Origin of the sequence: Streptomyces sp. NPDC005820 (genome assembly GCF_040630255.1) — a bacterium.
GTDB lineage: Bacteria > Actinomycetota > Actinomycetes > Streptomycetales > Streptomycetaceae > Streptomyces.
This window is the reverse complement of the sequence record NZ_JBEXXE010000049.1, coordinates 1-26,924: the sequence shown is the minus strand read 5'-3', so window position 1 is coordinate 26,924 and position 26,924 is coordinate 1. Positions and strand designations below refer to the sequence as shown.

At 69.5% G+C, this 26,924-nt stretch carries 16 protein-coding genes and 4 pseudogenes; 11 read left to right on the top strand and 9 right to left on the bottom strand.

Annotation, left to right across the window (positions count from 1 at the left end; genetic code table 11):
- Positions 1-479, bottom strand: a pseudogene (locus ABZ464_RS41890) (peptidoglycan-binding protein); the annotation flags it as partial.
- Between the two features lie 191 nt (positions 480-670).
- Here ABZ464_RS41890 and ABZ464_RS41885 point away from each other — a divergent pair.
- Positions 671-2,728 (top strand): MDR family MFS transporter, encoded by a 2,058-nt coding sequence (locus tag ABZ464_RS41885; protein WP_359287159.1) that lies wholly within the window; start codon positions 671-673, stop codon positions 2,726-2,728.
- 9 nt (positions 2,729-2,737) lie between these two features.
- Here the strand turns inward: ABZ464_RS41885 and ABZ464_RS41880 are convergent, their stop codons facing one another.
- Positions 2,738-3,229: a GNAT family N-acetyltransferase gene (locus tag ABZ464_RS41880; RefSeq protein WP_359287158.1), complete on the bottom strand. Its 492-nt coding sequence runs from the start codon at positions 3,227-3,229 to the stop codon at positions 2,738-2,740.
- Between the two features lie 137 nt (positions 3,230-3,366).
- Between ABZ464_RS41880 and ABZ464_RS41875 the strand changes: the two genes are divergently transcribed.
- Both ABZ464_RS41875 and ABZ464_RS41870 read left to right on the top strand, forming a co-directional pair.
- Positions 3,367-4,005, top strand: a complete 639-nt coding sequence (locus tag ABZ464_RS41875) for a hypothetical protein (RefSeq protein ID WP_359287157.1) — start codon at positions 3,367-3,369, stop codon at positions 4,003-4,005.
- Between the two features lie 159 nt (positions 4,006-4,164).
- Positions 4,165-4,443: pseudogene (locus ABZ464_RS41870) on the top strand (hypothetical protein); the annotation flags it as partial.
- Here the strand turns inward: ABZ464_RS41870 and ABZ464_RS41865 are convergent.
- Positions 4,432-4,938: a DUF1992 domain-containing protein gene (locus tag ABZ464_RS41865; RefSeq protein ID WP_359287156.1), complete on the bottom strand. Its 507-nt coding sequence runs from the start codon at positions 4,936-4,938 to the stop codon at positions 4,432-4,434. The pseudogene ABZ464_RS41870 and the gene ABZ464_RS41865 overlap by 12 nt on opposite strands.
- A 124-nt stretch (positions 4,939-5,062) precedes the next feature.
- Here ABZ464_RS41865 and ABZ464_RS41860 point away from each other — a divergent pair, with 124 nt between their 5' ends.
- Entirely contained in the window at positions 5,063-5,455 is a 393-nt protein-coding gene (locus tag ABZ464_RS41860; protein WP_055634678.1) for a hypothetical protein, read from the top strand.
- 24 nt (positions 5,456-5,479) lie between these two features.
- Here the strand turns inward: ABZ464_RS41860 and ABZ464_RS41855 are convergent, their stop codons facing one another.
- Both ABZ464_RS41855 and ABZ464_RS41850 read right to left on the bottom strand, forming a co-directional pair.
- Positions 5,480-6,151: an O-methyltransferase gene (locus ABZ464_RS41855; protein ID WP_359287155.1), complete on the bottom strand. Its 672-nt coding sequence runs from the start codon at positions 6,149-6,151 to the stop codon at positions 5,480-5,482.
- 118 nt (positions 6,152-6,269) lie between these two features.
- The gene (locus ABZ464_RS41850) at positions 6,270-8,477 is read right to left on the bottom strand and encodes a DUF2330 domain-containing protein (RefSeq protein WP_359287154.1); all 2,208 of its coding nucleotides are present in this window, start codon (positions 8,475-8,477) and stop codon (positions 6,270-6,272) included.
- Between the two features lie 484 nt (positions 8,478-8,961).
- On the opposite strand from ABZ464_RS41850, the gene ABZ464_RS41845 reads away from it, so the two are divergent.
- The 6 genes from ABZ464_RS41845 (at position 8,962) to ABZ464_RS41820 (ending at position 23,167) form a co-directional block, all read left to right on the top strand.
- Entirely contained in the window at positions 8,962-11,013 is a 2,052-nt protein-coding gene (locus ABZ464_RS41845; protein WP_359287153.1) for a bifunctional glycosyltransferase 87/phosphatase PAP2 family protein, read from the top strand.
- Positions 11,014-11,103: 90 nt separating this feature from the next.
- Positions 11,104-11,613: a hypothetical protein gene (locus ABZ464_RS41840; protein WP_359287152.1), complete on the top strand. Its 510-nt coding sequence runs from the start codon at positions 11,104-11,106 to the stop codon at positions 11,611-11,613.
- Positions 11,614-11,701: 88 nt separating this feature from the next.
- Positions 11,702-11,884, top strand: coding sequence for a hypothetical protein (locus ABZ464_RS41835; RefSeq protein ID WP_359287151.1), 183 nt, complete (start codon positions 11,702-11,704; stop codon positions 11,882-11,884).
- A gap of 21 nt (positions 11,885-11,905) precedes the next feature.
- Positions 11,906-15,409, top strand: coding sequence for a LamG domain-containing protein (locus tag ABZ464_RS41830; RefSeq protein ID WP_359287150.1), 3,504 nt, complete (start codon positions 11,906-11,908; stop codon positions 15,407-15,409).
- Positions 15,410-15,544: 135 nt separating this feature from the next.
- Positions 15,545-22,522 carry a polymorphic toxin-type HINT domain-containing protein gene (locus ABZ464_RS41825; RefSeq protein ID WP_359287149.1) on the top strand — a complete coding sequence of 2,326 codons (6,978 nt, stop codon included), beginning with the start codon at positions 15,545-15,547 and terminating at the stop codon, positions 22,520-22,522.
- Between the two features lie 429 nt (positions 22,523-22,951).
- A complete protein-coding gene (locus tag ABZ464_RS41820; protein WP_359287148.1) occupies positions 22,952-23,167 on the top strand; it encodes a hypothetical protein in 216 nt (71 codons plus the stop codon).
- 103 nt (positions 23,168-23,270) lie between these two features.
- Here ABZ464_RS41820 and ABZ464_RS41815 read toward each other — a convergent pair.
- From ABZ464_RS41815 to ABZ464_RS41800, 4 genes and pseudogenes are all read right to left on the bottom strand, one after another.
- Positions 23,271-24,152: pseudogene (locus ABZ464_RS41815) on the bottom strand (site-specific integrase); the annotation flags it as partial.
- Positions 24,153-24,163: 11 nt separating this feature from the next.
- Entirely contained in the window at positions 24,164-24,517 is a 354-nt protein-coding gene (locus ABZ464_RS41810) for a hypothetical protein (RefSeq protein ID WP_359287147.1), read from the bottom strand.
- Entirely contained in the window at positions 24,514-24,993 is a 480-nt protein-coding gene (locus ABZ464_RS41805) for a hypothetical protein (protein ID WP_359287146.1), read from the bottom strand. Before ABZ464_RS41805 ends, ABZ464_RS41810 begins: the two co-directional genes overlap by 4 nt.
- A 433-nt stretch (positions 24,994-25,426) precedes the next feature.
- The gene (locus ABZ464_RS41800) at positions 25,427-26,635 is read right to left on the bottom strand and encodes an IS110 family transposase (RefSeq protein WP_359287145.1); all 1,209 of its coding nucleotides are present in this window, start codon (positions 26,633-26,635) and stop codon (positions 25,427-25,429) included.
- A gap of 202 nt (positions 26,636-26,837) precedes the next feature.
- Between ABZ464_RS41800 and ABZ464_RS41795 the strand changes: the two are divergent.
- Positions 26,838-26,924 (top strand): annotated as a pseudogene (locus tag ABZ464_RS41795) (IS5/IS1182 family transposase); the annotation flags it as partial.

Genomic DNA, 26,924 nt, shown 5'->3' with positions numbered 1-26,924 from the left:
CGGCCGAGCTCTCCACTCGCCGTCCCCGAGCCTCCACCGCGGCCCAGGCTTCCGCTGACCGTCCCCGAGCCGCCCTCGCGGCCCAGGCCTGCGTCCGCCGTCCCCCAGCCTCCACCGCGGCCCAGGCTTCCGCCGGCCGTCCCCGAGCCGTCCTGGCGGCCGAGCTCTCCACTCGCCGTCCCTGAGCCCCCGCCGCGGCCCGGTTCCCCGGCTGCCGTCCGTGAACTCCCGGCCGAGCCCCCGTCCAGGGCGCCCGGCTCGGCCGTTCCCCCAAGCTCGACGTACGGCCGTATCCGCAGGGGATCGAAGTCCTCCGCGGCGGCCGCCTCCGCCGTGCGGGTGTCGCGGAGGGCGTCGGAGGCGCGCTGGGCGCAGGTGCAGGACGGGGTGTTGTCGGGTGCGCGCAGGGCCCCGCACTGCGGGCACGGGTGCCCGTGCGGCGGCCCCGGTCGCCCCTGCCACCCCGTCCGTTCGCTCACCTGTTCGTCCCTCCCCATGAGAACTCCAGAGTTTATGCAGATCCTCCACACGGCCGACTCGCCGCGCCCCGGAATGCCGTATTCCGTGGGGTTTTCCCTCGGTGCCCCAGAGGGCTCGTCAGGACTCGGGAGGCCATAACCGGTCACACCGATCACGATGGACAGTGGCACGTGAGCCTCAGGAGGTATCCATGGCGTTGGACGCGCACAGCAGGACCGCGGATCCACGTGAGGAACACGTGTCCGGAAACGTCCTCGTCTCCATCGGCGCCCTGCTGCTCGGCATGCTCCTCGCCGCCCTGGACCAGACGATCGTGTCCACCGCACTGCCCACCATCGTCAGCGATCTGGGCGGTCTGGAGCATCTGAGCTGGGTCGTCACCGCGTACCTGCTCGCGTCGACGGCCGCGACCCCCCTCTGGGGCAAACTGGGCGACCAGTACGGCCGCAAGAAACTCTTCCAGACCGCGATCGTGCTGTTCCTGATCGGTTCGGCGCTCTGCGGAATGGCGCAAAACATGCCCCAGTTGATCGCCTTCCGGGCGGTCCAGGGGCTCGGCGGCGGCGGGTTGATGGTGCTGTCGATGGCGATCGTCGGCGACATCGTCCCGCCGCGCGACCGCGGCCGCTACCAGGGCCTGTTCGGCGCGGTGTTCGGCACCACCAGCGTCCTCGGCCCGCTGCTCGGCGGCCTGTTCACCGAGCATCTGAGCTGGCGCTGGGTGTTCTACGTCAACCTGCCCGTCGGCGTCGTCGCGCTCGCCGTCATCGCGACCGTCCTGCGCATCCCGCGCAAGGGGACCCGGCGCGTCATCGACTACCTCGGCACCCTCCTCATCGCCTCCGTGGCCACCTGCCTGGTCCTGGTCGCCTCGCTCGGCGGCACCACCTGGGACTGGGGCTCGCCGCAGATCGTCGGACTCGCGGCCGTGGGCGTCGTACTCGCCGTCGCGTTCGTGGCCGTGGAGCGCAGGGCCGCCGAACCGGTCCTCCCGCTCAAGCTGTTCCGGATCCGCACCTTCACGCTCTCCGCCGTCATCAGCTTCATCGTCGGCTTCGCGATGTTCGGCGCGATGACCTATCTGCCGACCTTCCTCCAGGTCGTGCAGGGCGTCTCCCCGACCATGTCCGGGGTGCACATGCTGCCGATGGTGGCCGGCATGCTGCTGTCGTCCACGGGCTCCGGACAGATCGTCAGCCGCACCGGCCGCTGGAAGGTCTTCCCGGTCACCGGCACCGGCGTCACCGCCCTCGGCCTGCTCCTGCTGCACCAGCTCGACGAGAGCAGCTCGACGACCGAGATGAGCACCTACTTCTTCGTCTTCGGTCTGGGCCTGGGCCTCGTCATGCAGGTCCTCGTCCTCATCGTGCAGAACGCCGTCGCCTACGAGGATCTCGGCGTCGCCACCTCCGGCGCCACCTTCTTCCGCTCGATCGGCGCCTCCTTCGGTGTCGCGATCTTCGGCACGGTCTTCGCCGGCCGCCTCGGCGACAAGCTCACCGACGCCCTGCGGGGCGCCGAACTCCCCTCCGGCCTCTCCGTGCAGGGCCTGGAGTCCGACCCGCGCGACATCACCCGGCTGCCGTCCTCCCTCCAGCCGCAGGCCCTGCACGCGTACGCGTCCGCCATCACCGACGTCTTCCTGTACGCCGCTCCCGTCGCCCTCCTCGGCTTCGTCCTGGCCTGGTTCCTGCGGGAGGACCCGTTGCGCGGCTCGGTCACCGCGCCCGACGTCACCGAGACCCTCGCCAGCAACCCCGTCGAACGGTCCTCGTACGACGAGGTGTGCCGGGCGCTGTCGGTGCTCGGCACCCGCGAGGGCCGCCGCGAGGTCTACCGCACGATCACCGCCCGCGCCGGACACGATCTCCTCCCGGCGGCGAGCTGGCTGCTGCTGCGGATGAAGCGGTACGGCAGCGTCGAGCCGGGCGTGCTCGCCGAGCGCACCACCGTCCCGTTCCCAGTGGTCATCGAGGCCGCACGGCAGATCGAGGAATGGCGGCTCGCCGTACGCGAGGGCCTCGACCTGAGGCTCACCCCGCAGGGCCGGGAGGTCGCCGAGGACCTGGCCCGGGTACGGGAGGAGTCGCTGGCGGAGCTGCTCGGCGACTGGTGGGACCCCGACCGGCCCACCGACCTCGTGCAGCTGGTCAGGGAACTCAACGACGAGCTGTGCGGCTCCGACCGCGAGCAGCCGCACGAGGGGTGGCCGGAGCCCCGGATGCGGCCGGACCACCGGCTCAGGTGAGCCGCCCGATCAGGTGAGGTGCCTGGTGAACCAGTGCTCGGCGTACGGGTCGTCGTTGTGCGGCTCGGTCTCCGTGTAGCCCAGCCGCGCGTACAGGGCGCGCGCCTCGACCAGGTCGCTGCGGGTGTCCAGGATCATCCGCGTGGCGCCGAGCGCGCGGGCGGCGTCCTCGGCGGCCCGCACCAGCAGCGGCGCGCCGCCCTTGCCGCGCAGCTCCTGCCGTACGTACACCCGCTTGAGCTCGGCGGTCGACGCGTCCAGCAGGAGGACGCCCGCGCAGCCACCCGGCGCGCCGTCGTACCGCCCCACCAGCAGCCGGCCGCCGGGCGGGGTCAGTTCCTCCCAGGTCCGGGCGGCGATCTCCCGCTCCAGCTCCCCGGGGTCGGTGCGGTGGCCCTCGTGCAGCAGGTACCAGCGGTCGCTGACCTCCGTGTAGTACTCCCGCCAGAGGGCGGCGGCGTCGGCGGAGTCGGCGGGTTCCGGGGCTACGGTCCAGGTCATCCGCTCATTCTGCGGAGACGGTGCGCGTGGCGCGCAACCGGATATGCGTGCCCCCGCGCGGAACTCGTTTGGGCGGGGGCACGCGGGCAACCCGGGACGGGAACCGGCCCGTGGGGCCGACACACCGGAAGGCAACCATGTCCACAGGCGTGATCATCGCTCTGATCGTGGCCGCGGCGGCCGTCGTCGCCGTGGCGGCGATCGTGTCCGTGCGGGCCCGGGGCGCGCACGGCGGACGTGGCCTGAAGCAGCGCTTCGGGCCCGAGTACGACCGGGCCGTCGCCCGGCACGACGGGGACGTCAAGGCCGCCGAGCGGGAACTCGGCGGGCTGGTGGAGCGGCACGGCGGGCTGCGTGAACGGCCGCTGGAAGCCGCGGAGCGCGAGCGGTTCGAGACCCGCTGGACGGCCGCGCAGGAGCGGTTCGTCGACTCCCCGGGGGAGGCGGTCGCCGAGGCCGACCGGCTGCTCGCCGAGGTGGCGGGCGCCCGCGGCTTCCCGGACGGCACCCGGTACGAGGACCAGCTCGCCGCGCTCACCGTCCACCACGCCGACCATGTGCACGGCTACCGGCGCGTGCACCGGGCGGCGGGGGTACGGGCCGGTGCCCCTGCCGGAGCCGGTACTGATGTCGATCTCGACGGTGATGCCGGTGCGCGGCACAGTTCGGCGCCCGGGACCGAGGACATGCGGGCCGCCATGGTCGAGGCCCGCGCCCTCTTCGACGACCTGCTGGACCGGCCCCGCCGGCACCGGCGCCAGACGAAGGAAGGGTGACACGCGATGACCGACACGACTCAGGAGGCGGAGAGCCGCCGCCCGCTCACACCACTGGAGAAGGCCCGCGCGGCGGTGCGCTCCCGTACCACCGCGCCAGCCACGGCTGCCACGCCGGCCACGTCTGCCGCGCCCACCGGGGCCGCTCGGGCCGAGGCCTTGCTGCCGGCGGAGGAGTGCGACGCGCTCGCCTCGCGGATGCAGCACGCCGTCGTCGGCTTCGTGGACGGACCCCGGGACGCCGTCGCGGAGGCCGACCACGTGCTCGAGGAACTCGCCGAACGCCTCACCGACGCCGTGGACCGGCGCCGCCGCACCCTGCGCGGCTCCTGGCAGCCCACGGACCAGGAGCGCGAGGCGACCGCACCCGACACCGAACAACTCCGGCTGGCCCTGCGCGACTACCGCGAACTGTCGGAGCGGCTCCTACACATGTGACCCGTCGTCCGCGATCCCGTCCGCGATCCCGTCCGCGATCCCGTCCGCGATCCCGTCCGCGATCCCGTTCGCGGTCGCTTCCGCGGTCGCTTCCGCAGCCCGGCGCTCCCGCCACTCCCGTACGACCGCTTCCACGTCGTACGGCTTCATGCCCAGCGGGGGGCCGGGCGGCGGCTTGAACATCATGTCCCGGAGCTTGACGTTGACGTCCGTGATGATCTTCCGGGCGATGCGCTCCGAGGGCGCCGCGTACGCCGCCGCGAGGGCGTCCTCCGCCTCCTTGCGCAGGGCGAGCGTCGGAGGCAGGACCGAGAGCCCCTCACGGGCCATCTTGCCCTTGATCCACCACAGTTCGTCGTACGAGTCGGCGGTGCCCGGCGGCAACGGCTTCCCCGCACCCGGCAGTTGATCGAACTCCCCACGCCGTTCGGCGTCCCGGATCTGTTTGTCGACCCACGACTTGAACGGGACACCCGGTGGCTTTCGCTCGGTCATGCCTCCATTGTGCCGGACGTGACCGGCCCGGGCGATTTATCATGCCGCCGCTGTGCAAACACTGTTCAGCGGCTTTTCCAGTCGTCATCCAGCCGTCGCATCACGGCTTCATGAAGGAGCGCATGTGCTCGAACTCACCATGGCCACCGTCTCCGGGGCGGAAGAGGGCGCCACGGCCGGCATGCTCATGGCCGACGCGCCCAGTGACCCGGGCGCCGTGCTGCGGGTGGGCCGGGACAAGTCCGTGTGCCGTCTCGTGACGCCCGAGGACTGGCTGTTCGTCTCCCGGGTGCACCTGGAGTTCCTGTGCGGTCCCGAGGGCACCTGGCAGGTCTCCTGGCTGCGCGGCTCGCAGGACGAGCCGTCCTCCGAAGTGCGGCTGCTCGTCGGAGAGTACGCCCAGCAGATCGCGTACGGCGGCACGGTACCGCTGCCGCGCGGCGGCTCCGGCGAGATCGTCGTCGTCGACCGCACCGGGCCGCGCAGCGTCAACGTGGGCTTCTACCACGAGATGTAGGCGGTCCCCGGACCGCCGGAGGGGCTACGCCAGGACGCGGGCCAGCGCGAAACCGTCGTAGCCCTTGGCCCCCACCGTCTGGACCGCGGTCCCGCTCAGCCGGGGGTGGGAGCCGATCAGTTCGATCGCGGCGCGGGTGCCCCGGACGTCGCCGTCCGTGCTGCCCGCGTCGACCACCCGGCCGCTCCGTACGACGTTGTCGACGACGATCAGGCTGCCCGTGCTGGTGAGTCTGAGCGCCCACTCCAGGTAGTGGGGGTTGTTGCCCTTGTCGGCGTCGATGAAGACCAGGTCGAACGGCGGCGGGTTCTCGTCCGCCAGCCGCGGCAGCGACTCCAGGGCCGCGCCGACCCGCACCTCCACCACCTTGTCCAGGCCCGCGCGGGCGATGTTGCGGACGGCGACCTCCGCGTGCCGGGGGTCGTACTCCAGCGAGATCAGCCGGCCGTCGGCGGGGAGCGCGCGGGCCAGCCAGATCGTGCTGTAGCCGCCGAGCGTGCCGATCTCCAGGATCGTGCGCGCGCCCTGGATCTCGGCCAGCAGCTGGAGCAGCTTGCCCTGGTTCGCCGTGACGTTGATCCCGGGGAGCCCGGCGGCCTCGCTGTCGCGCAACGCGGCCGCGGTCACCTCGTCGTCCGGGGCGAGGTGGTCGGTGAAGTAGGCGTCGACGGCCTCCCAGACCTGCGACTCGCTCATGCGCTCTGCCTCCCGTGTGCCTGCGACTGGTTAGAAAGGCTAACCACCCCTGTCAACGGACCCCGCCGTGCGCGGGTTCCCCGCCCGGGGGCCCTCCGAGGGTCCCCGCCCGGCGAATTCACCCGTTCGGCCGAGGGGTCACGGGGAGAGTGAAGGGCTTCGGCGACACGGGGGCGCGCGGCGGCGCGAACGGCACACGGGAAGGGCGCGGAGGGGCGGAAGGGGGCGTGGGCGAGGGGGCCTGGTCTGCGGGTGTGGTGGGCGGGTGCGGTGGGGGTGGGGGTGTCTTCTGGGCTTCCTGTGTCTGCGGGGCCTGGGAGACCGGTTGGGCGTGCTGGGGCTGCTGGGACTGCTGGGGCTGCTGGGACTGCTGCTCGGACTGTTGTTGGGCCGGACGGGCTCGTTGCGGTGGTTGCGCGGACCGCGCGTGACGCGCTGCCGACTGGCTCTGCTGCGAACGAGGGGACGGGGGCGGCATGGGTGGCATGGGCGGCATCGGCGGTACGGCGTCTGCGGCGGGGCGCGCGGTGGGGCGCGGGGGTACGGCCGCCCCGGCGGGACGTGAGGCCGGCTGAGGCGGTACGGCAGCCCCGGCGGGACGCGGACGCCTTGGAGGCAAGCCGCTGTCGGCGGGGTGTGCGCCCGGTTTCGGAGGTACCGCCGGCCCGGCCGGGCGAGCCGTCGGCATCGGGGGGACACCGGGCGCCATGCGGCGTGTTGCTGAGCCCGGAGGGACACCGGGCGCGGTGGGACGTGCGGTCGGCATCGAAGGCACGGCCGGGGCAGGCCGCCCAGCAGCCCCGGCCGGTGTGCCGCCCGGTGCCTCTGTCGGTGTGCCGCCCGGCTCCCGTGCCGGTGTACCGCCCGGGGCCGCCCCTGCCGGTGCGCCTCTCGGCGTCCCCGCCGGTGCCCCGGCCGGTGTACCGCCCGGAGCCTCTGTCGGTGTGCCGCCCGGTGCCTCTGTCGGTGTACCGCCCGGCTCCCGTGCCGGTGTACCGCCCGGAGCCGTCCCTGCCGGTGCCCCCGCCGGTGCCCCGGCCGGTGTACCGCCCGGTGCCCCGGTCGGCATACCGCCCGGGGCCGTCCCTGCCGGTGCGCCTGTCGGCGTCCCTGCCGGTGCCCCCGCCGGTGTACCGCCCGGTGCCCCGGCCGGCGTACCGCCCGGGGCCGTCCCTGCCGGTGCGCCTGTCGGCGTCCCCGCCGGTGCCCCCGCCCCCTCCCCTTCCGGTGTCACCAACCGGTGGCCCGAGGCGTGGCGTGGCCTCGGCTGTGTCGCTCGGTGGGCGCGGCGGGTGCGGAGGGCGAGGGTGACGGATGCCGCGGCGGTCAGCGTGAGGCCGCCGACGATCGTCAGCAGCCACGCCGGTATCCCGAGCACCCTGAGCAGCCGGTCCTCGTAGATCACCTGCCGGAACGTGGTGTCGGCGGCCGCCCGGCGCAGCTCGTGGTCCCCGGAGATCGTCGAGGGCCGCGGGAAGTCCTGGGCGACGGCCGTCAGGAACGGCGTGCCCTGCGCCAGCTCACCGAGCGGGCCGCCGGCCGAGGCGCCGACCCGCCCCGCGAAGGTGACGCGGGGCCGCTCGCCGCCGATCCGGGACGCCGGTTCCATGCGGTGGGCGGCGAGGACGTAGAGGCCCAGCGACTGCGGGGTGGCCGCGAGCCGGGACAGCCGCATCGGGTAGACGGGGGCGTCGGCGGCGAAGGTGAGGCGCAGCGGCTGGAGCTCGCCGTCGAGGACGCCGCCGGCGGTCTCGGGGGTCAGCTTGACGGCGACGTACTCCCACCGCCGGTCGACGTACGGGCGCAGGGCGGTCTCGAGGCGGGGCGGGAGGGCGAAGTCGTTCGAGCTCAGCCAGTCGTCCAGGGCGGCGGGATCGGTGGCGGTCAGCCGGGCCACGTCGAACGGCCCGAGCCGCTCCCGTCCGACCACGCCGACCTTGCCGCCGTCGTCCGGCGGGGGCGGCGGGCCTTTCCGCCCGACCCCCATGGTCAGCGGCCAGTCGCCGTCCTGCGGCCAGAAGTGGGTGCGGCCGCGCTGCACGGGGGCGGTGGCGGCGGCCAGCTGGTCGAACAGCTCCCCGTCGCCGAGCTCCACCGTCGCCCGGTGCGGGACCGGCATGATCCAGGCGGCCCGCTCGGCGTCGCCGCCGACCCGCAGGCTCATCACGATCTGCTCCCGCTCGCCGTCCCAGCGCACGACGGACACCTCGCGGCCGACGGTGAGCTGCCGGCCGTCGCCCGGGACCAGGGCACCGCACGCGCAGGCGTACGCCGGCGCGACGAGCGACCCGAGCTGGAGCGCCAGCAGCGCCAGGAGGACGGCCACGACCCGCGCGTGCCGTCGCACGCCCACCCGAGCCGGGGCGCTCCGCCGCTCCTCGTGCCGTCTCGCGCGCCGTCTCGGTGAACCGATCGTGCCGACCAAGCCGCCCATGTGCCGCAGCCCTTCCGTGGGTCGTGGGTCCGTCGTCCGTCGTCGTCCGCCGATGCCGTCTTCCGTCTGCCCGTTCACGACGCGCAGCCGTCCCGCTGCCCTCGGTGTCGTACGGGCGTACGACGGTACGGCTGAAGCGGGCCTTCCGTTCGTGCGAAGTGCCGGTTCCGGCCGTGCTGTGACCCACATCGCGCCCTGCGGAGGCAACCTCACCCCCGGCGCACTATCGTCTTCCGGACAAAAGGAGGGCCGACGTCAGGTGAAGCCGGGATGGCCTGCGTCTCTCTCCGGGGGTGGTGCGAGCCGCATAGGGTTCGTCCAGGGAACACCCACGTAACGGACACGTGGCAGGAACGGGGCGGGAGGCCGACGAGGCGTGGCGAATGCGGAGCACAGCGGGCGACCGGCGGAGGCCTTCGGGGCGACGGCGGTCGGCACGACGAGGGCGGCACGTCTGCGTGCGGCCCGTCTCGGCCTCTGGCTGCTCGCGGCGGTCCTCGCCGTACGCCAGGTGGCCGTCGTCCTCGGCACCCCGCGCGGGGACCGGCTGACGGATCTGGAGACCTGGGTCGGACCGGACGGCGTCCTGCACGTCAACGGCTCGCTCTACGACTCCACGCGCTTCACCGGCACCCCGTTCGGGGGACTGGTCCTCAAGCCCCTCACCCGGGCGGCGGAACAGGCCCTCGGCTGGGGCTGGACGTTCGGCACGCTGCTCCTGGTCGTCGCCCTCGGCCTGGTGGTCGCGCGCGCCCTCCCACAGCCGGTCAGCAGACGGACGGCCCTGCTCGCCGCCCCCGTCGCGATCAGCCTGCTCATGCTGTCGCTGCCGGTGCGCAACACCCTCTGGCTCGGCCAGACCAGCATCATCCCGGTGCTGCTGGTGCTGCTCGGCTGCTTCGTCGTACGGGGCCAGAAGGCGGGCGGCGCGCTGATCGGCCTGGCGGCCGCCCTGCAGCCCACGGTGCTGCTCTTCGCGGCCCTGCTGTGGTTCACCGGCCGTCGCCGTGCCGCCGCCGCGACCGGTGCGACGTTCGCCGGAGTCACCGCGCTCGCCTGGGCGGCGATGCCGCACGACTCGTACACCTACTGGGTGCACCACATGGCGGGCGTCGGCCTCGGCGGCAAGGCGGACGCCCTCGCCAACCAATCCCTGCACGGCGCCCTGCTGCGCCTCGGCCTGACCGGCCCGCTGGAGATCGGCCTGTTCCTGGCGCTCGGCGCGGCCGTCGCCGTCCTCGGCGTACGCCGGGCGGTCCGCCACGCCCGCGACGGCCAGCTCCTGCTGGCGGTGGCCCTCACCGGCTGCGCGGCGATCGCGGTCTCCCCGACGACCTGGCAGCACCAGCTGCTGTGGGTGCTGCTGGCGGTGGTGGGCAGGGTCGGCAAGCGGGCCTCGGACCGTTACGTCTGGCCGGTCGCGGTGCTCCTCGTCATGACGCTCCCCGCGAAGATGATGCTGCCGAACATGCCGGCGCTGTACCTGCTGCGGGACAACGCCGTCCTGCTGGCGGCCGTCGCCGCGGCGACGGTCGTCCCGTTCCTCCCCCGCACCTCCCCCTACTACCGCGCCCCGATCCCCACGGAGTACGCGGATCCGGTCCCCGCCCGCCTGCGCCACGTCCCCCTGCTGCCGTTCCTCCGACGCGTCCTGACCCGCCCGAACCTCCTCCTCGAACTGCTCCTCATCCGCGTCACCTACGCGGCGTACCAGCAGGTCAGGCTGGCGGCGACCGGCGGCTCGAACTCGGCCGGCCGGGTCCGCGCGGAGGCCCACGGCCAGGAGATCCTCGACCTCGAACGCTTCCTGCACATCGACATCGAGCACACGATCAACCACTGGGTCGTGGGCGTCGACTGGCTCCGCAACTTCTTCGACTTCTACTACGAGTCCTTCCACTTCGTCGTCCCGCTGACCGTCCTCGCCGTCCTGTACTGGCGCCGCCCCGTCGACTACCGCTGGGCCCGCTCCTCCCTCGGCTTCGCGACCCTCCTCGCCCTGGTCGGTTTCTGGCTCTACCCGCTCGCCCCGCCCCGCCTGATGCCGGCCCTCGGCGTCATCGACACGGTCCACGGCGTCCAGGACTTCTCCAAGCCCGACTACGGCACCCTCACCGCCCTGACCAACCAGTACGCGGCGATGCCGTCCCTCCACTTCGGCTGGTCCCTGTGGTGCGGCCTGGTCATCGCGATCGTCGCCCCGAGATGGTGGATGAAGGCCCTCGGCCTCCTGCACCCCTTCTTCACGGTCTCCGCGATCGTCGCGACGGGCAACCACTGGGTCCTGGACGCGGCGGGCGGCGCGGTCGTCGTCGTGGCAGGCTTCGGCCTCTCCTACGCCCTGATGGGCCCCCGCGCCCGCTCGGCGAAACTCCCGGAACGCACGGACCCCGTCCCAGCGGCGAAGGAGCCGACCCCGAGCGGCTGAGACCGAACCGTTGGCTCACGGCCTGCTCCCCGGAGCGGGCCGACGGGCATGCTGCGGGGAGGGAGCAGGACGACCGAGGGGGACGGCCACATGACACCGACGCGACGCACCGCCGGCGCATGGCCCTTGCTCCTCGCACTCGCCGCGGTCACCACCACCGGCTGCACCCACTTCCTCCCCTCCCACCCGATCCCTCCGTCCCTGGGCGCCCGCCTGGAAGGCGACACCATCGTCGTCAAGTTCCCCGTCTGCCCCACGGACGAGATCCACCGTGTCGAGGTCTACGACTGGGACGACGACGAGCACGACACCCCACGCATCGTCTGGTGGGCGACCGACCCCACCACGCCCTCGGCCCGCGCGGGCCTGGCCACCCTGTGGACGGGAGAGGGTTTCGCCCACGCCGCAGCCCGCCCGGCGGCTTCCGCCATCCCGCCCCACATCGGCGTGGCCTACGAGGACCCGACGGGCGACGGCCGCGACGGCGTCTTCACGGTCCGCACCATCGAGAAGGCAGAACTGAAGCCGGGCCAGTACTGGACCCACGACGGCCCGCTCACGGCCGACGAGATCGACGGGCAGCTCAAGTGCGCCCAGTAATGATCTCTTGACGCACGGTAAGAAGCGGGTTTGAATACGTTCAGATTTGAAGATCTTGTGGGCTGGAAGCGGGGGATCGGTGTCGGCGGTGCAGCGCGTCCGGAACTTATGTCATGGGCATGACTGGACGGCGAAGGCGGTGGCCGCCACGGCCGTGCTCGCCACCGTGATGGTCACGCTGGTGGCCCCCGCCCAACAAGTGGCCGCTGCTCCCGACGGGTCCGGTGCCGTCTCCCTCACCGAGGCGCAACAGGCGCTTGCAGACGCGTAAGAGTCCGGCGAGCGGGTGGAGGTGGCGGGAGAACGCACGGACCGGACCACCGTCTACGCCAACCCTGACGGCTTCACCTTCACACTCGAGGAATCGGCCGTTCCCGTGCGGGTGGCCAAGCCGAGTGGTGGGTGGCAGGCGCCGGACGCGACTCTGGAGACACGTTCAGACGGCTCGGTGGGGCCGAAGCCGGCCGCCCTGTCGATCGGCCTCTCGGGGGGAGGCGGCGACGCGCCTCTCGCCAGCATCGAGGATCAAGGAAAGGCGCTGGAACTCGAGTGGTCGGGCAAGCTTCCGGTGCCGCATCTGGAGGGCGCCGGCGCCGTCTATTCCGACGTGCTGCCGGGTGTCGATCTGCGGGTGACAGTGACACCCGAGAGCTTCCAGCCGGTGTTCGTCGTGAAGACTCCCGAGGCGGCGGCCAATGACGACCTGAAGAAGCTCACGTTCGGGCTCAAGTCGCGGGGGCTGGACCTTCGCGAAGGCGCGTCCGGCAATCTCGCGGCCGTCGACGGTAGCGGCCGGACGGTGTTCAAGGCGCCGCCCGCCCGGATGTGGGACTCGGCGGGCGACGAGCCCAATTCGACAACCGGAGAATCCGGGGCGCAGACGCAGTTGCTGCGGACGCATGCTTTCGCCGGGGAGGCGACCCAGTCATCCGATCCTGCCGAGGTGGCGCCGTCCGGTTCGGGGCTGGAGCCCGGCCAGGGCGACAAGGTCGTCACTATGGACGTCGCCGTCACCGAGGACTCGTTGTCCGTCGTTCCGGACGCGGCAATGCTCGCCAAGACGGAGGCGTCAGCCTTCCCACTCTTCATCGACCCGAAGGTGTCCTGGGGCGAGTCGGAGCGCACCCTGCTGCGCAGCGACGGCTACGAGTCGTACGGCTGGGGTAACGGCGACGACGACCAAGGCAAGGGCGCGGGCAAGTGCGGTAGCTGGAACGGCTATTACTGCGGGCCGGGATACGTGCAGAAGCTGTACTTCGAATTCTCCCCGGCGAGCCTGAAGGGCAAGAAGGTCCTTGATGCCACGTTCAGGGTGACCGAGCCATGGGCATTTCAGTGTGACCCGCGCATGGTGGACCTCGTTCGTACGAACAACATCTCTTCGGCGACCACTTGGGCTTCGCGACCCACAGAACTCGACCTGATGGGGGACCAGAACGTCTCCGCCGGACGCGGCTCGTTGTGTGACCCGGACTCGCCGGACGCGCCCATCGAGTTCAACGACAACCCGGCCGAGACGAACGAGAACCTGGCCTCAACGGTGTCGAACTTCGCAGCAGGCAAGTTCTCCCGGCTGACGCTGGAGATCAAGGCGCACGACGAGACCGATCCCTCGGCCTGGAAGCGCTTCAAGAACGATGCCACGCTCGAGGTGAAGTTCGTGGCGGTGCCCGCGTTGCCGACCGAGGTCGGTCTGGTCACCGGCACCGGCTATGTGTGCTCCCCCAACTCGACTGATCCTGCGGTGGTATCCGACCCGACTCCCCAGGTGCAGGGACGGCCGCGCACCGCGTCCGGCGCCGAGGCGTACGCCCACTTGCGTATCCGCTGGAGGGTCGACAAGTACGACGGGACAACCTGGGCGCTCGCGACCACTGACATCGACAGCCCCACATCGGGCTATGCCGCACACCTGAACCTGCGGACCCGTAGCTTGGCCACCCTCCAGGAAGGGGTCTTGTACCGGGTCAAGGCGCTGACTCTGTCCTATGACGAAGCCGGCGAGAACCGGCTGAACACGGGCTACACCATGCCCTGTTACTTCAAGGTCGATCCGACGGCCCCCAAAGCACCACTGATCGCCGTGGCCTCCCCCTACACGCAGTGCACGACCAACGACTGCACCGCGCACGGTGGTCCTGGAGTGAAGGCCATGTTCACCTTCAATCCCGCTGCGGGCGACGAGAAGACCAACGTCGCATATCAGTACAGGCTTTCCTCGACGGCTGCGTGGTCTCCCGATCAGGTCGCCTCGGTATCTGCGGGCATCACGCCTCCGAAAGAAGGCACGTACCGCCTTTACGTGCGGGCCAAGGACACGGTGGGTCGGTACGGGGCACAGGCCGTCTTCGACTTCGTGGTCGCCGACGGTGAGAAGCCGGTCGGCCGGTGGAACTTCGCCGAGGCCGACGGAGCCGCGGTGGATTCCGAGACATGGGACGGCTCCGACAATGCGATGCCGGCAGGCGGTGCGGTTCGGGACGACCGAGGGCGACGCGGGCTGATCACCCGCGATGCAGGCGGTGTGGCGCTCGGGACGCCGGTCACGGACAGGGGCTTGTCCCTCGATGGCAGCTCGGGCTACGCGGCCACGGCCGCCACGGTGCTGGACACCTCTGCCTCGTACACGATTTCCGCCTGGGTGCGTGTCGACCCCGGTGCCTCACGCACGCTGACGGCGCTCAGCCAGGCGCCTGACAGCCCCAGCCCCTTCACGAAGAAGTACATCCCCTTCGGGCTGTCGTACGCGGCCGGCGGGGCCGACACCTGGAGCCTGAGCGTGATGGGTACTGACGGATCCCTGCGCAAGGCCGGCGCTCAGCAGGCCACACCCCGGGGTGTGTGGACTCATGTTGCGGGGGTTTACGACGCGGACGCGAAGAAGGTCAGCCTCTACATCAACGGAGAACTTCAGGGCACGGTGGATTCCGTTACGGCATGGAAGGGGTCCGGTCCGGTGCAGATCGGCCGTGGGATCTGGGCCGATACCTTCACCGACTATTTCAAGGGCAGCATCGACGAGCCGGCCGTCTGGCAGCGGGCGCTGTCGGCGCAAGCGATCGCCGACGAGGCGCGGACGATGATCTCGAAGGAGTACGCCGGGGTGGAACTCGTCGCCGACTGGTCGGCGGACCGGGGATCCGGCACCACGATCGCGGACACCACTTCGGGTTATGGCAGGTCGCTGCACCTTGGTGGCGGTGCGTCACTGGAGGGCGAATCGATTGTGCTGGACGGTGTGGACGGCGCGGCCACCACAGCGGGGCCGGTAGTCGACGATGCCGGATCGTTCACAGTCACCGCCCTGGCATCCCTGGACGCCGACGCCCTCAAGGCCAAGAGCGTCGGCTACACCGGCCAAGTGGTCGGACAGCGGACGGCGGACGGCTCGGCCTGGGGCTTCTGGTACGAACTGACGGGCAAGAGCACGGTGTGGGACGAGGACGCGGCGGAGGAGAAGACGGTCCCGGTGGGGCTGTGGCACTTCGGCCGGCTCAACACGGACGGCACGTTCAGCGCGGTGGCCTCCGAGGAGGCCGCGGACGTGGCCGGAGCGGTCAGGATGACAGGTGTCTTCAACGCCCAGGACGGCACGATCAGCCTGTACCTGGGAGCCGTCCAGAACGGCGCTGACAAGGCGTTCACCGCGAAGGTCGGCTCGGGCGACTTCGCGGTCGGCAAGGGCGTCAGCGACGGTGGCTGGGAGCACTACCTGCCGGGGCGTGTCGCGGAAGTCCGTCTGTGGGCGGGTGCGATGGCCGGCTCCGACCAGGTCGAAGAGACCGTGGGCGACTGACGGGCAAGGGTTTGGGGCGGTTGCCGAGCGCGCTGCCCCGGGCCCGTGCTGTCCGATTCTCTGACTTCACTGAACTTCTCGCTACGGGACCGGGGGCGGAACGTGATCTTTGGCAGGGGCACCTCAAATGGGTTTGTGGGCGGTGCCGGTCGGCTGGTGGCGCAGTCGGTGGCTCTGGCGCTCGTCGTCACCGTGGGCGGGGCGCAGGTGGCACAGGCCGTGGGGCCCGGTGGTCTGGGCCGCCCGGACGTGTCCGCGTCCAGAGTGAGCAAGGTCAAAGCGTTCGACGGTCCCGGCGCGAAGAAGGCGCGCGACCGCGTAGCCCGCGACACGAAGGCCAACAAGACTCAGGCCGACCAGGCGCGTAGACAGCAGAAGGCGACCTGGCCCGGAAAGGGCGAGGCCACGCTTGGCTTTACAGCCGGCAAGAAGGCCGCCGCCGAGCCGAGCGGACTGCCGGTCACCTTCGAGCCGCGGGGCGGAGAGAAGGCGGCGGTCGGCGAGGCCCACGTCACCGTGCTGGACCAGAAGGCCGCCCGCGCGGCCGGTGTCACAGGCGTGCTGTTGACCGCCGTGGCGGAAACCCCGGGCGACGCCGAAGTCAGCGTCGACTACAGCGGCTTCGCCTCCGCACTGGGCGGTGGCTGGTCCCAGCGGCTGGGAGTCGTGCAACTGCCGGCGTGTGTGCTGACGACGCCGGAGAAGGCCGAGTGCCGTACGCGACGCACCCTCGAATCGGACAACGATCTCGAGCGGCAGACGGTCTCGGCGCAGGTTCATGTGGCCGAGGCGGCTGCAGCCGGTCCGTCCACCCAGCTCGCGGATGCTCCCTCCGCCACCGTGCTGGCGGTCACCGCCGTCGCGGCAGGGGCGGGATCGTCCCCCAAGGGCACCGGCAACTACTCGGCGACCCCGTTGTCGGAATCGTCGTCCTGGGAGGCCGGCGGCAGCTCGGGTTCGTTCACCTGGTCGTACGACTTCACCATGCCTCCGGCCGCAGCGGGCCCGCAGCCTCCGCTGGCGTTGTCGTACGACTCGGGAAGCGTCGACGGACGCACGGCCACGTCCAACAACCAGGGCACATCGGTCGGTGAGGGCTTCACACTCACCGACTCCTCCATCGAACGCACCTATGGTTCCTGCGACGACGACGGCCACGAGGACGTCTTCGACTTCTGCTGGAAGTACGACAACGCGCGCCTCGTGCTGAACGGCAAATCGTCGAGGCTCGTCAAGGACGGCGACAGCGGCAAGTGGCGGCTGGAGAACGACGACGCCTCCACGGTGACCCGCTCGACCGGCGCGGACAACGGCGACGACAACGGCGAGTACTGGACCGTCGTCACCGGCGACGGCACCAAGTACGTTTTCGGCCTCAACAAGCTCGACGGCGCGGACACCCAGCGCACCAACTCCGTCGCGACCGTACCCGTCTTCGGCGACGACTCGGGCGAGCCCGGCTACTCCGCCGGTGACGCCTTCGCCGACCGCGCCCTCACCCAGGCCTGGCGGTGGAACCTCGACTATGTCGAGGACACGCGCGGCAACGCGGCCACCTACTGGTACGCGAAGGAATCGAACTACTACAAGAAGAACAAGTCCGAGACGGCCGACGCGGCCTACACCCGCGGAGGTTACCTGGACCGGATCGAGTACGGCCTGCGCAAGGGCGGGCTGTTCACCGACAAGGCGGACGCGAAGGTCTCCTTCGGCTACGCGGAGCGCTGCACCGCCGCCGACTGCTCCAGCCTGACCAAGGACACCGCCGACAACTGGCCTGACGTACCGTACGACGCCATCTGCTCCAAGGACGACGACGAGTGCGACGCGAGCGGCCCCGCGTTCTTCTCCCGCAAGAGACTGACGGGGATCGACACCTTCTCCTACAACGCCACCAGCGGCGGCTATGACCCGGTGGACTCCTGGGACCTGACCGAGCAGTACCTCGACGGCGGTGACATCGGGGACAGCTCCGACCAGGTGCTGACTCTGAAGTCGATCAAGCGCACAGCCAAAGCGGGTACGTCGACCATCGCGATGGACCCGATCTCGTTCACGTACGAGATGCGCCCGAACCGCGTCGACGCCACCGACAACATCCTGCCGCTGACCCGGCCACGCATCTCCACCGTCACCTCCGAGACCGGCGCCATCACCACGGTGACCCTGTCGGGTGAGGAGTGCGTGCGCAGCCAGGTCCTCAACGCGCCACCGGACTCCAACACCCGCTCCTGTTACCCGCAGTTCTGGCACATCAACGGTGCTGAGAACGCCTCGATCGACTGGTTCCACAAATACCGCGTCCTGGCCGTCACCGTCTCCGACCCGACCGCCGCCAACGAGACGGTCGAGCACGCCTACTCCTACAGCGGGGCCGCCTGGCACTACAGCGACGATCCGTTCACCAAGGAAGAGGAGCGGACCTGGTCCGATTGGCGTGGCTACGCCCAGGTGACGGCGTGGACCGGAGCGACGGACGTCACGCGCTCACGGACGGTCTCCCTCTATCTCCAGGGTATGGACGGCGACCGCCAGAGCGACGGCGCCGCCAAGTCCGTCTCCGCGGCTCCGCTGTCGACTCCGGTTCTCGGAGCGCCGTCGATCACGGACAAGAACGAGTACGCGGGGCAACTGCGGGAGCAGGTCACCTACGACGGCTCGACGGCGATCTCGGCCACGGTGAACGACCCCTGGTCACACGAGACCGCCCGACAGACCCCGCCCGGTGCCGGTGACCACATCGCCCGCTACGTTCGCACGCAGAAGGTGCACAGCTACACCTACCTGACCGCGCCCAAGAGTTGGCGCGAGCGCCTGACGAGCACGTCCTTCGACAGCTACGGCATGCCTGTCACCGCCGAGGACGCCGGCGCGGTCGGAACGGCGAAGGACGAGACGTGCACGCGCACCTGGTACGCCCGCAACACCGACCTCGGCATCATCAGCACCGTCTCTCGCACCCGCACGGTCGCCCGCACCTGTGCGACCACCGACACCCAGCTCACCCTGCCCGTGTCCATGGACCCGGCCAAGCCCGACCGGGGCGACGTCCTCGCGGATGTCAGCACCGTCTACGACAACACGGCGGCCACCGCTTGGTCGGCGACGCAGACACCCACCAAGGGGCTCGCCACCTGGACCGGCCGGGCCACCGGCTACGCCACCACCGCGAACACCGATGGTGACCGGCTTCCCAACGGCTGGCAGCGGATCTCCGCGACGACCTACGACACGCTGGGCCGCCCGGTGAGCAAGAACGACGCGACCTCGAACCCGGCCACGCTCCTCGCCTATACCCCGGTCGACGCGGGCCCTCTGACCAGGACCGTCACCACCGACCCCAAGACGTACAAGACGACGAGCTTCCTCGACCCCCGCCGCGGTCAGCCCCTGCGGATCTACGACGCCAACAGCAAGAAGACGGAGCTGTCCTACGACGCCCTGGGCCGAATGACCCAGGTGTGGCTGCCGAACCGTGACAGCTCCATCCAGTCGCCCAACCAGAAGTTCGCCTACCAACTGAACAACGTCAAACAATCCTGGGTGTCGTCCTCGACCCTCAAGAAGGACGGCGAGACCTACAACACCAGCTACACGATCTACGACGCCCTTCTGCGTCCTCTCCAGTCCCAGTCCCCGACACCCGAGGGCGGCCGACTGCTGACGGACACCCGGTACGACACCCGGGGCCTCGCGTACGAGACGTACGCCGACATCTTCGACAACACCAGCACACCCACCAGCATGTACACCCGGGCCGAGTACGGCGAGGCGCCCACCCAGACCGAGACGGTCTTCGATGGGGCCGGCCGCCCCACCGCATCGACCTTGTACGTCTACGGCGCCAAGAAGTGGTCGACGACGACCACCAGCTACACCGGTGACTCCGTCGCCACGACAGCCCTCGAGGGCGGCTCGGCCCAGCGCACCATCACCGACGTCCGCGGCCGGACGACAGAGACCCGCGAGTACGCGAGCACGAGCCCTGCCGACACCGCCTACGGTGCCGGCACCGGAGCCTCGTACACCTCCACGAAGTTCACCTACGAACTGGACGGCCAGCAGAAGACGATCACCGGCCCGGACAACGCCGCCTGGTCGTACGTCTACGACCTGTTCGGCCGCCAGGCGAACGCCACCGACCCCGACAAGGGGACGACGGCAACCGAGTTCGACGTCCTCGACCGACCCGTCAAGTCCACGGACTCCCGAAGCGTTTCGGTCCTGACCGACTACGACGTGCTGGGCCGCGTCACCGGCACCTGGAAGACCGCCAAGACGGACGCCAACCAGCTCACCGGCTACGTATACGACACCGTCCTCAAGGGGCTGCCCACCTCCTCCACGCGCTACCTCGACGGCAAGACAGGCACCACGTCCTACACCCAGGCGATCACCGCCTACGACAGCCTGCAGCGTGCCACGGCCACCGATCTGCTGCTCCCGTCGACCGACGCGTTCGCGAAGACCGGCGCTGTGTCCAAGCTGTCGTTCGAGACGTACTACAACCTCGACGGCACGGTGAAGCAGACGAAGGAGCCTGCTGCCGGAGGTCTGCCCGACGAGACCATCGACCACGGGTACGACGCCGTCGGTAACGTGACCTCACTGGGCGGCGCGACCGGCTATCTGCTGGACGTCGACTACTCGGCACTCGCTCAGCCCAGGCTACTGACGCTGGGCCCGGGCGGCACCGACAACAAGAGCTTCTACGTCGCCAACGACTTCGAGGAGGGCACCGGCCGCCTCACCCGCAGCTACGCCAGGGACGAGACCCACGGCTTCATGCTGCAGGACCTCAACTACGGCTACGACGAAGCCGGCGACGTCACCTCGATCAGCGACCCGACCACGCAGGGCGGCACAAGCCTGGCGGACATCCAGTGCTTCGCGTACGACGGCCACCAGCGTCTGCTGGAAGCCTGGACTCCGACCTCCCAGAAGTGTGCCGACGCGCAGAGTGCGTCAGGCCTGTCCGGCCCGGCCCCGTACTGGACGAGCTACAGCTACAACGACGCCGGCCAGCGCACCAGCGAGACGGTACACAAGAGCACCGGTAACACGAAGACGACGTACTGCTACACCAGCACGACCCAGAAGCACGTCCTGACCGGCACGACGACCAAGACCGACTGCTCCACCCCGGAGCGCGCCTACGACTACGACGCGTCCGGCAACTCCTGGCACCGCCCGGGCAAGACGGCCGCCCAGACCCTGGACTGGTCACCGGAGGGCCAGCTCAGCAAGCTCACCGAGAACGGCACGGCGACGGACTACGTCTACTCCGCCGATGGCACCCTTCTGATCCGCAACACCCAGAACGGCGAACGCGTCCTGTACGCGGGTTCCACGGAACTCCACCTCCGCGCCAACGGCACGACGTGGGCGCAGCGTTACTACAGCGCGGGCGGCGTCACCGTCGCGATGCGCACCAACCAGTCGGGCGCCAACAAGCTCAGCTACCTGGCCGGCGACGCGCACAACACGTCCTCCCTGGCCATGAACCAGGACGCCGGCCAGACCTACACCAAGCGCTACACCACCCCCTTCGGCGCGGACCGAGGCACCCCCCTCTACGGCCCCTGGCCCGACGACAAGGGCTTCCTGGGCAAAACCCGCGACAGCACAACGGGCCTGACCCACATCGGCGCCCGCGAATACGACCCCGCCATTGGGCAGTTCGTCAGTGTCGACCCGGTGCTCAGCGTCGACCAGCCACTGTCGCTCAACGGCTACAGCTACGCCAACAACAACCCCGTCACGGAAAGTGATCCAACAGGCCTTGAATCCTGCTACCCCAACTACTGCTCGGGTAGCAACGGCACTTACGGTACCTACTCACCGGCCAAGGACCCCGCTTCGAAACAGAACAGCGGAGGCGGAGGAAACGGCGATACGACGAGCGGCGACACAGGGGCCACAAGCCGTCCTGTGGTCGACGGAGTCATCATCCCGCCCAAGGAGGAGCTCAGCCAGTACGCCGGGGGTTATCCCGACTCGGCGACCTACGCGGAAATGCTGTCGCGCTGGGCGGAGCAGAAGTGCTACATCCGCCAGGGCGTCGAAGCCTTCTGTGACACAGCTGCCCGTGCCGGACTGCTGAAGGATCCGCACAGCAGCGCGAATGACCCATGGGGCGTCAAGGCCACGTACCACTGCCTGACCGGACGCGGTGACTGCGGCGAGGCGCTTGTCTCGGACATCGTTACGGTGGCCTCCTTGGCTTTCGGATCCGCCGGCAAGGCGCTCACGGCGCGTGGAGCTTCGCGTGCGGCGGTGGCAGAGACGGAATCAGCGGTCGCGAAGCTCCTCGAAGGGGCATGCAGCTTCTCGCCCGATACGCCGGTCCTGCTCAAGAACGGCAAGACCAAGGCCATCAGCCAGGTCCAGACCGGGGACGAGGTGGCCGCCGCAGATCCAGAAACCGGCAAGCGCGAAGGTTCGCGAAATGTCACCGCAGAGCTTGTGCACCAGGACGATGACCTGGTCGATGTGACCATCCGTACTGCCGAAGGCCGCACCCCCACCATCCAAACGACCTCCACGCACCCGTTCTGGAACGACACCCGCCACACCTGGACCAAGGCGGCCCACCTTCACGCTGGCGACCTGCTCAACACAGCAAGCAACGGTCACGTCCGCGTCGTCGCTGTCACGGAGCGCCCTGGCTCCGCTTACATGTACAACCTCACTGTCGACGACTTGCACACGTACTATGTACTCGCCGGAGCAACGCCAGTTCTGGTTCACAATGCCGGAGAATGTCCCATCACTGGGATCCCCCATGGCGCGATGGGAGAAAGTGCCACACTGGACCGGCTTCAGAGCTCGGGCTACATGAATATCACCAGAGAGGTGCGATTCAAGAATAGTCAAGGTGATGTTTTCCGCGCAGATTTCGTTGCCCAAGATCCGTCGGGAAACTGGGTGGCGGTCGAAGTCAAGACTGGGCGCGGAGCGTCTCTGACTGACAATCAGAGGCTTGGATACGCCGAACTCGGTCACGGTGGGGCAACTCTGAACACGAGCAGACTCCCAGGACTGAAGAAGGGGAGTAATGTCACCATGAAGGTGGAGGTGGATCTGTGGCATTGCCCCGATTGCGGACCGTGAAATTCGAGGCCGACAGCGATGTGTGCGGAGGTTCCGATGGGATCTAAGGCTGCCATTATGGTGCTCACGGATGAGCGCCCGGAAGGTCTCTTCCGCGGTGCTGCCGCGTGGGATCGGGCCAGGTCGCTGGACCTTGCAGCGAGGTTTCTGGGGGGCACTCCTCGCGAGTCGGGCGTACTTCCACTAGACCTGGCTGTCTGGCCCGAGGACGGGGCGGCATGTGTGGCGAGCTTTCCGCGCTTTGACGTTGTTTGCTCGCGCAAGATAGCTCGGGATCACCCGAGCGACCTCGTGAGTGAGGCTGCCCGCTTGGCTGGAAAGAGGAGCGCGTATGCGGTATGCATGGAGAGCTCCGAAGATTGGGTTTCGATTCTTGCCTGGTCCCCGACTGGGCCCTTTCGGGCGGTGAGCCTGAGTCCGGGATCAGGAGTGATCGAGGACGTGGGGCAGAAGTTCCCATTCGAGCGGCCCTTCTGGAATGGTCAGCGCCCGGTTCGGGCGAGTAGCTATCGACTTCCGTTCCATCCAACCGACCTGGGGAATGAGGCTCTCCGATATTTTTTCGGCTTCATTCTTGAAGGGGCAGAAGATGACCTCTGCGTAGATCCTGAAGAGGTCGAGATTCCGGTCTTCGACCGTTCTTGACGGCAACGCAGCCGGACGCCGACGGCCCCACGAGGTAGCTCGTGGGGCCGTCGGCGTTTCTGGAGGCGGTGTAGCGTCAGGTGGTGGCAGCCGTGCCGCTGAGGGCGTTGCTCAATAGTTCCTTGATCACAATGAGTTCAACGCCTTGTTCCAGCAGTAGGGTCGCGGTTGAGTGGCGGAGGTCGTGGAAACGGATGCGTCGGAGTCCGGCCCGGTTGAGGAAGCTGCTGAAGCGGCGGGTGAGGTTGGCCGGGTCGAGAGGTCTGCCCGTCGGCGTGGTGAACAGGAGGCCGCTGTCTTTCCAGTCCGGCCCTGCCGTCTTGCGTTCCTCGTCCTGCTGTTCCTTGTGCTCCTTGAGGGAGTAGAGGCATTCGGTCGGGAGCGCGATACGGCGCTCGGACGCCCGGGTCTTGGTGGGCAGATGCGTGAGGCCGCCGGTGCGGGTGCGCTGGAGGGAGCGGCGGATGGTGGCGGTCCCACTGTTGAGGTCGAGGTCTTTCCAGTGGAGGCCGAGGAGTTCTCCCTTGCGGAGTCCGGTGCGCAGGGCGAGTTCGTATAGCGCGTGCAGCCGGTCGGCCTTGGCCGGCGTTGAGGAACTGGCGGGCTTCGGCCGCTGTGAGCGGCTGGAAGCGCCTGGGCCGGGGCGTGGCGTTCTTGACGTTCCTGGCGACGTTGCGAGGCAACTCGTCCTCCCGGACGGCGTGTTCCAGTGCTGGCCTGAGGACCGAGTGCACGTACGTCACGGTCGGGGGGACAGCTGCTGCTTGAAGCACTTACCTATGGCGCAGCACTGCTTCCGTTCGGTGTCGAGTCCCTGAGAGCACCACTGGCAGGTGGTGCGGAGGCGGTCGAGGCAGGTGCGGACCTCTTTGGCGGTGAGGCGGGCGATCTTCTTGGTGCCGAGGCCGGGGGTGATGTGGAGGCGGACGCAAGCGGCGTAGCGGGTGCGGGCGTGGGTGTTCTCCCGAAGCCGGTGGACGGCGACGCGAAGGGCGATCAGTCGGTGGCTTTGGGGTGTCCGGTGCCTGCGTAGGTGATCCAGGCGGTGCGGTTGGTGTCGTCGACGAGGTACCAGATGCGGCCGCCGCCGGTGACCTCGTACTGCCAGCGCTCCAGTGTCTGTCCCTTCCAGACCGTGGAGCCGAGCTTGCCCTTGAGACGGTGGTGGCGCTCGGGGTCATCGGTGGCGCGCGGGGCGGAGCGGATCTTGTCGAAGGCGCGGCGGAGGTTGCCTGCTGCGTGGCGGGAGAGGTGGTCCCAGCCGTTGGCCGCCTCGGTGTTGGCGAAGCGCAGGTCGAACTCGTCGCCGACCGGGGGTGGGGCCGCGCGGTCACCGCGTTTGGGGCTCACTCGGTGGTCTCGCCTTCGGGTGCGGGGACAGGGCCGAGGTCGCCGTCGGGCTCGCGGGTGAGGATGGCGCGCAGGCCTGGGTCGGCGTAGATCTCGGCGCTGTGCCGCCACTGGGCTAGCAGAAGGGCGATGGGGGCCAAGTTCTCCAGCGCAGCAGCTCCGCGGGCGGTGTCCACCAGCTCGGCGAGCATCGCTTCGACGTCGTCCTCGGGGAGGAAGACCGACCAGGGCAGGGCATCAGGCAGGGCCTGGCGCAGGGCGGCGGTGTTCTCGGTGCGGATCAGTCCGGCGAGCAGGCGGGCGGTGAAGTCGACCACGGTGGAGTCCTGTTCCAGCTGGTCGGCGCGAATGAGCGCGAGGTCGCCCGCGTCGCGTCGGCGCAGGCGCAGTGCGCGGACCGCGTCCAGGCGCCGGGCGGTGGCAGCGGGGTGGTGGAGCAGCTCGCTGAAGGGCACGTCCTCGTAGGCCGTTGTCATGACATCCACAGTAGCTCGGATGTCCTGATCGGGGTAGCGGATCGCGGTTGGGGTGCCGCTCGGCAAGGAGATGATCGCGATTACGGTGAGTCACAGTAGGTCTATGTCTCTGACGGCAACCCGACCCGACAGCGCCACACGTCCACGGACGTCGGCGGACCACCGAACCGCCGTTGACCTGCGAAAACGCAGGCAGGGGAGGGTCGCCCAGCACGCTGCTCGTTGGTTCGGCATCCATACTGGTACACAATGAGGTCTTTCAGAGTGGCCACCGATCGGGTGACAGGAGCTGTGGCCACAACGCACAAGGCTCCCGTGCCGTTGAGGGAGGTGTTCGAAGTCTCAACCCATCGGCGCAGGAGCCCTGTTGGTTCCCTATCCTGCCGCACTCGCCCTCCCTCACGCCCTGGTCGAGTGAGTCTCAATGATGGTGTCAAGCCGATTGGGGGGCCGGTGGGGTGGGGGTGAAGCGCCTCTTGTCGCGGAGCATGGCCCATAAGACATCGACTCGGCGGCGGGCAAGGGCGAGCAGGGCCTGGACGTGGAGCAATCCTTCGGCGCGTTTCTTGAGGTAGTAGTCCCGGGAGGGGCCGGGGCGCATCATGGCGGTCTGAGCGGCCATGTAGAGGACGTGTCGTAGGCGGCGGTGGTAGCGCTTGGGCCGGTGGTGGTTGCCGGTCCGGCGGCCGGAGTCGCGCGAGACCGGAGCCAGTCCGGCGTGGGCGGCCAGGTGGCCGGCGTCTGCGTAGCTGGACAGGTCTCCGACGATGGCGAGGAACTCGGCCCCGAGGATAGGGCCCATACCCGGCAGGGACTCGATGACCTCGGCGCGCTCGTCGAGGTGGAAGGACTTGCGGATCTCGCGGTCGGTGTCTTTGATCCACTCGTCGAGAGCGAGGAGCTGATGAGCGAGGTCGCACACGAGTTTGGCGGCGCGCTTTTCGCCTGGCAGAGCCGTCACCTGGGACTGGGCCGCTTCGATCCCGCGGGCGGCGACCTCGGCTGCGCTGCGCACCGAACGTCGTGCCAGCCAGTCTGCGAGGTGTTTGACGCCAGCCTGGCGCAGGGCGGCCGGGGTCTGGTACTCGGTTAGCAGGACGACCGGTCCCTTGGCTGCTGAGTAGTCGAAAGCTCGTTCCAGAGCAGGGCAGATGCCAACGAGGGCATCGCGCAGGCGGTTGATCAGCCGTACCCGGTCGGCGATCAGGTCGGCCCGGTGAGCGGTGAGCAGCTGGAGATTGGCCACGGTCTCGTCCGGGAGGCTCAGGGGTGTGAAGTCCCGGCGCATACGCGCGGTATCGGCGATGACCAAGGCGTCCTTCGCGTCGGTCTTCCCTTCGCCGCGGTAGGCCCCGGACATGCGGTTGACCGTGCGTCCCGGCACATACACCACGCTCTGGCCATGAGCGATCAACAGTGCAAGCAACAGCGTCGAGGCCCGGCCGCAGATGTCCACCGCCCACCGCACCTCGTCGGCCATCTCGCACGCCGCCATCATCAGGGCCAGGATCTCGTCCTCACCATTGACGACCTTCCTCGAGAACACCTTCTCTCCGCGGGCGTTGACTCCGACCGCCCAGTGATGGGCCTTACCGGCATCGATGCCGACCCAGACCTGCTCATGACGTTCCGTCACCATCATCGCTCCGTTCCCAAGACACCAGCACTCTCTGGGTCCGGGAACACTCCGCCGCCAAGCCCTTAACCAGCGATGACCGCAGTTCTCAATCAGCAGCCGGAGCGTCCCGAAGGACCGGGCGGCCACTCACTCCGAGCCATCAACGGCAGGTCACCATCAGCCACACCCAGTCCTCCCGGACCACCAGCATTCTTAAGGGGTCACCATGCTCATCGTCACCCGCGAGGGTGACCGCCGCTGCAAGCTCCCGCCGCACCAGCGTGCCCTGGTCGCTCTGGTGTACCTGCGCAAG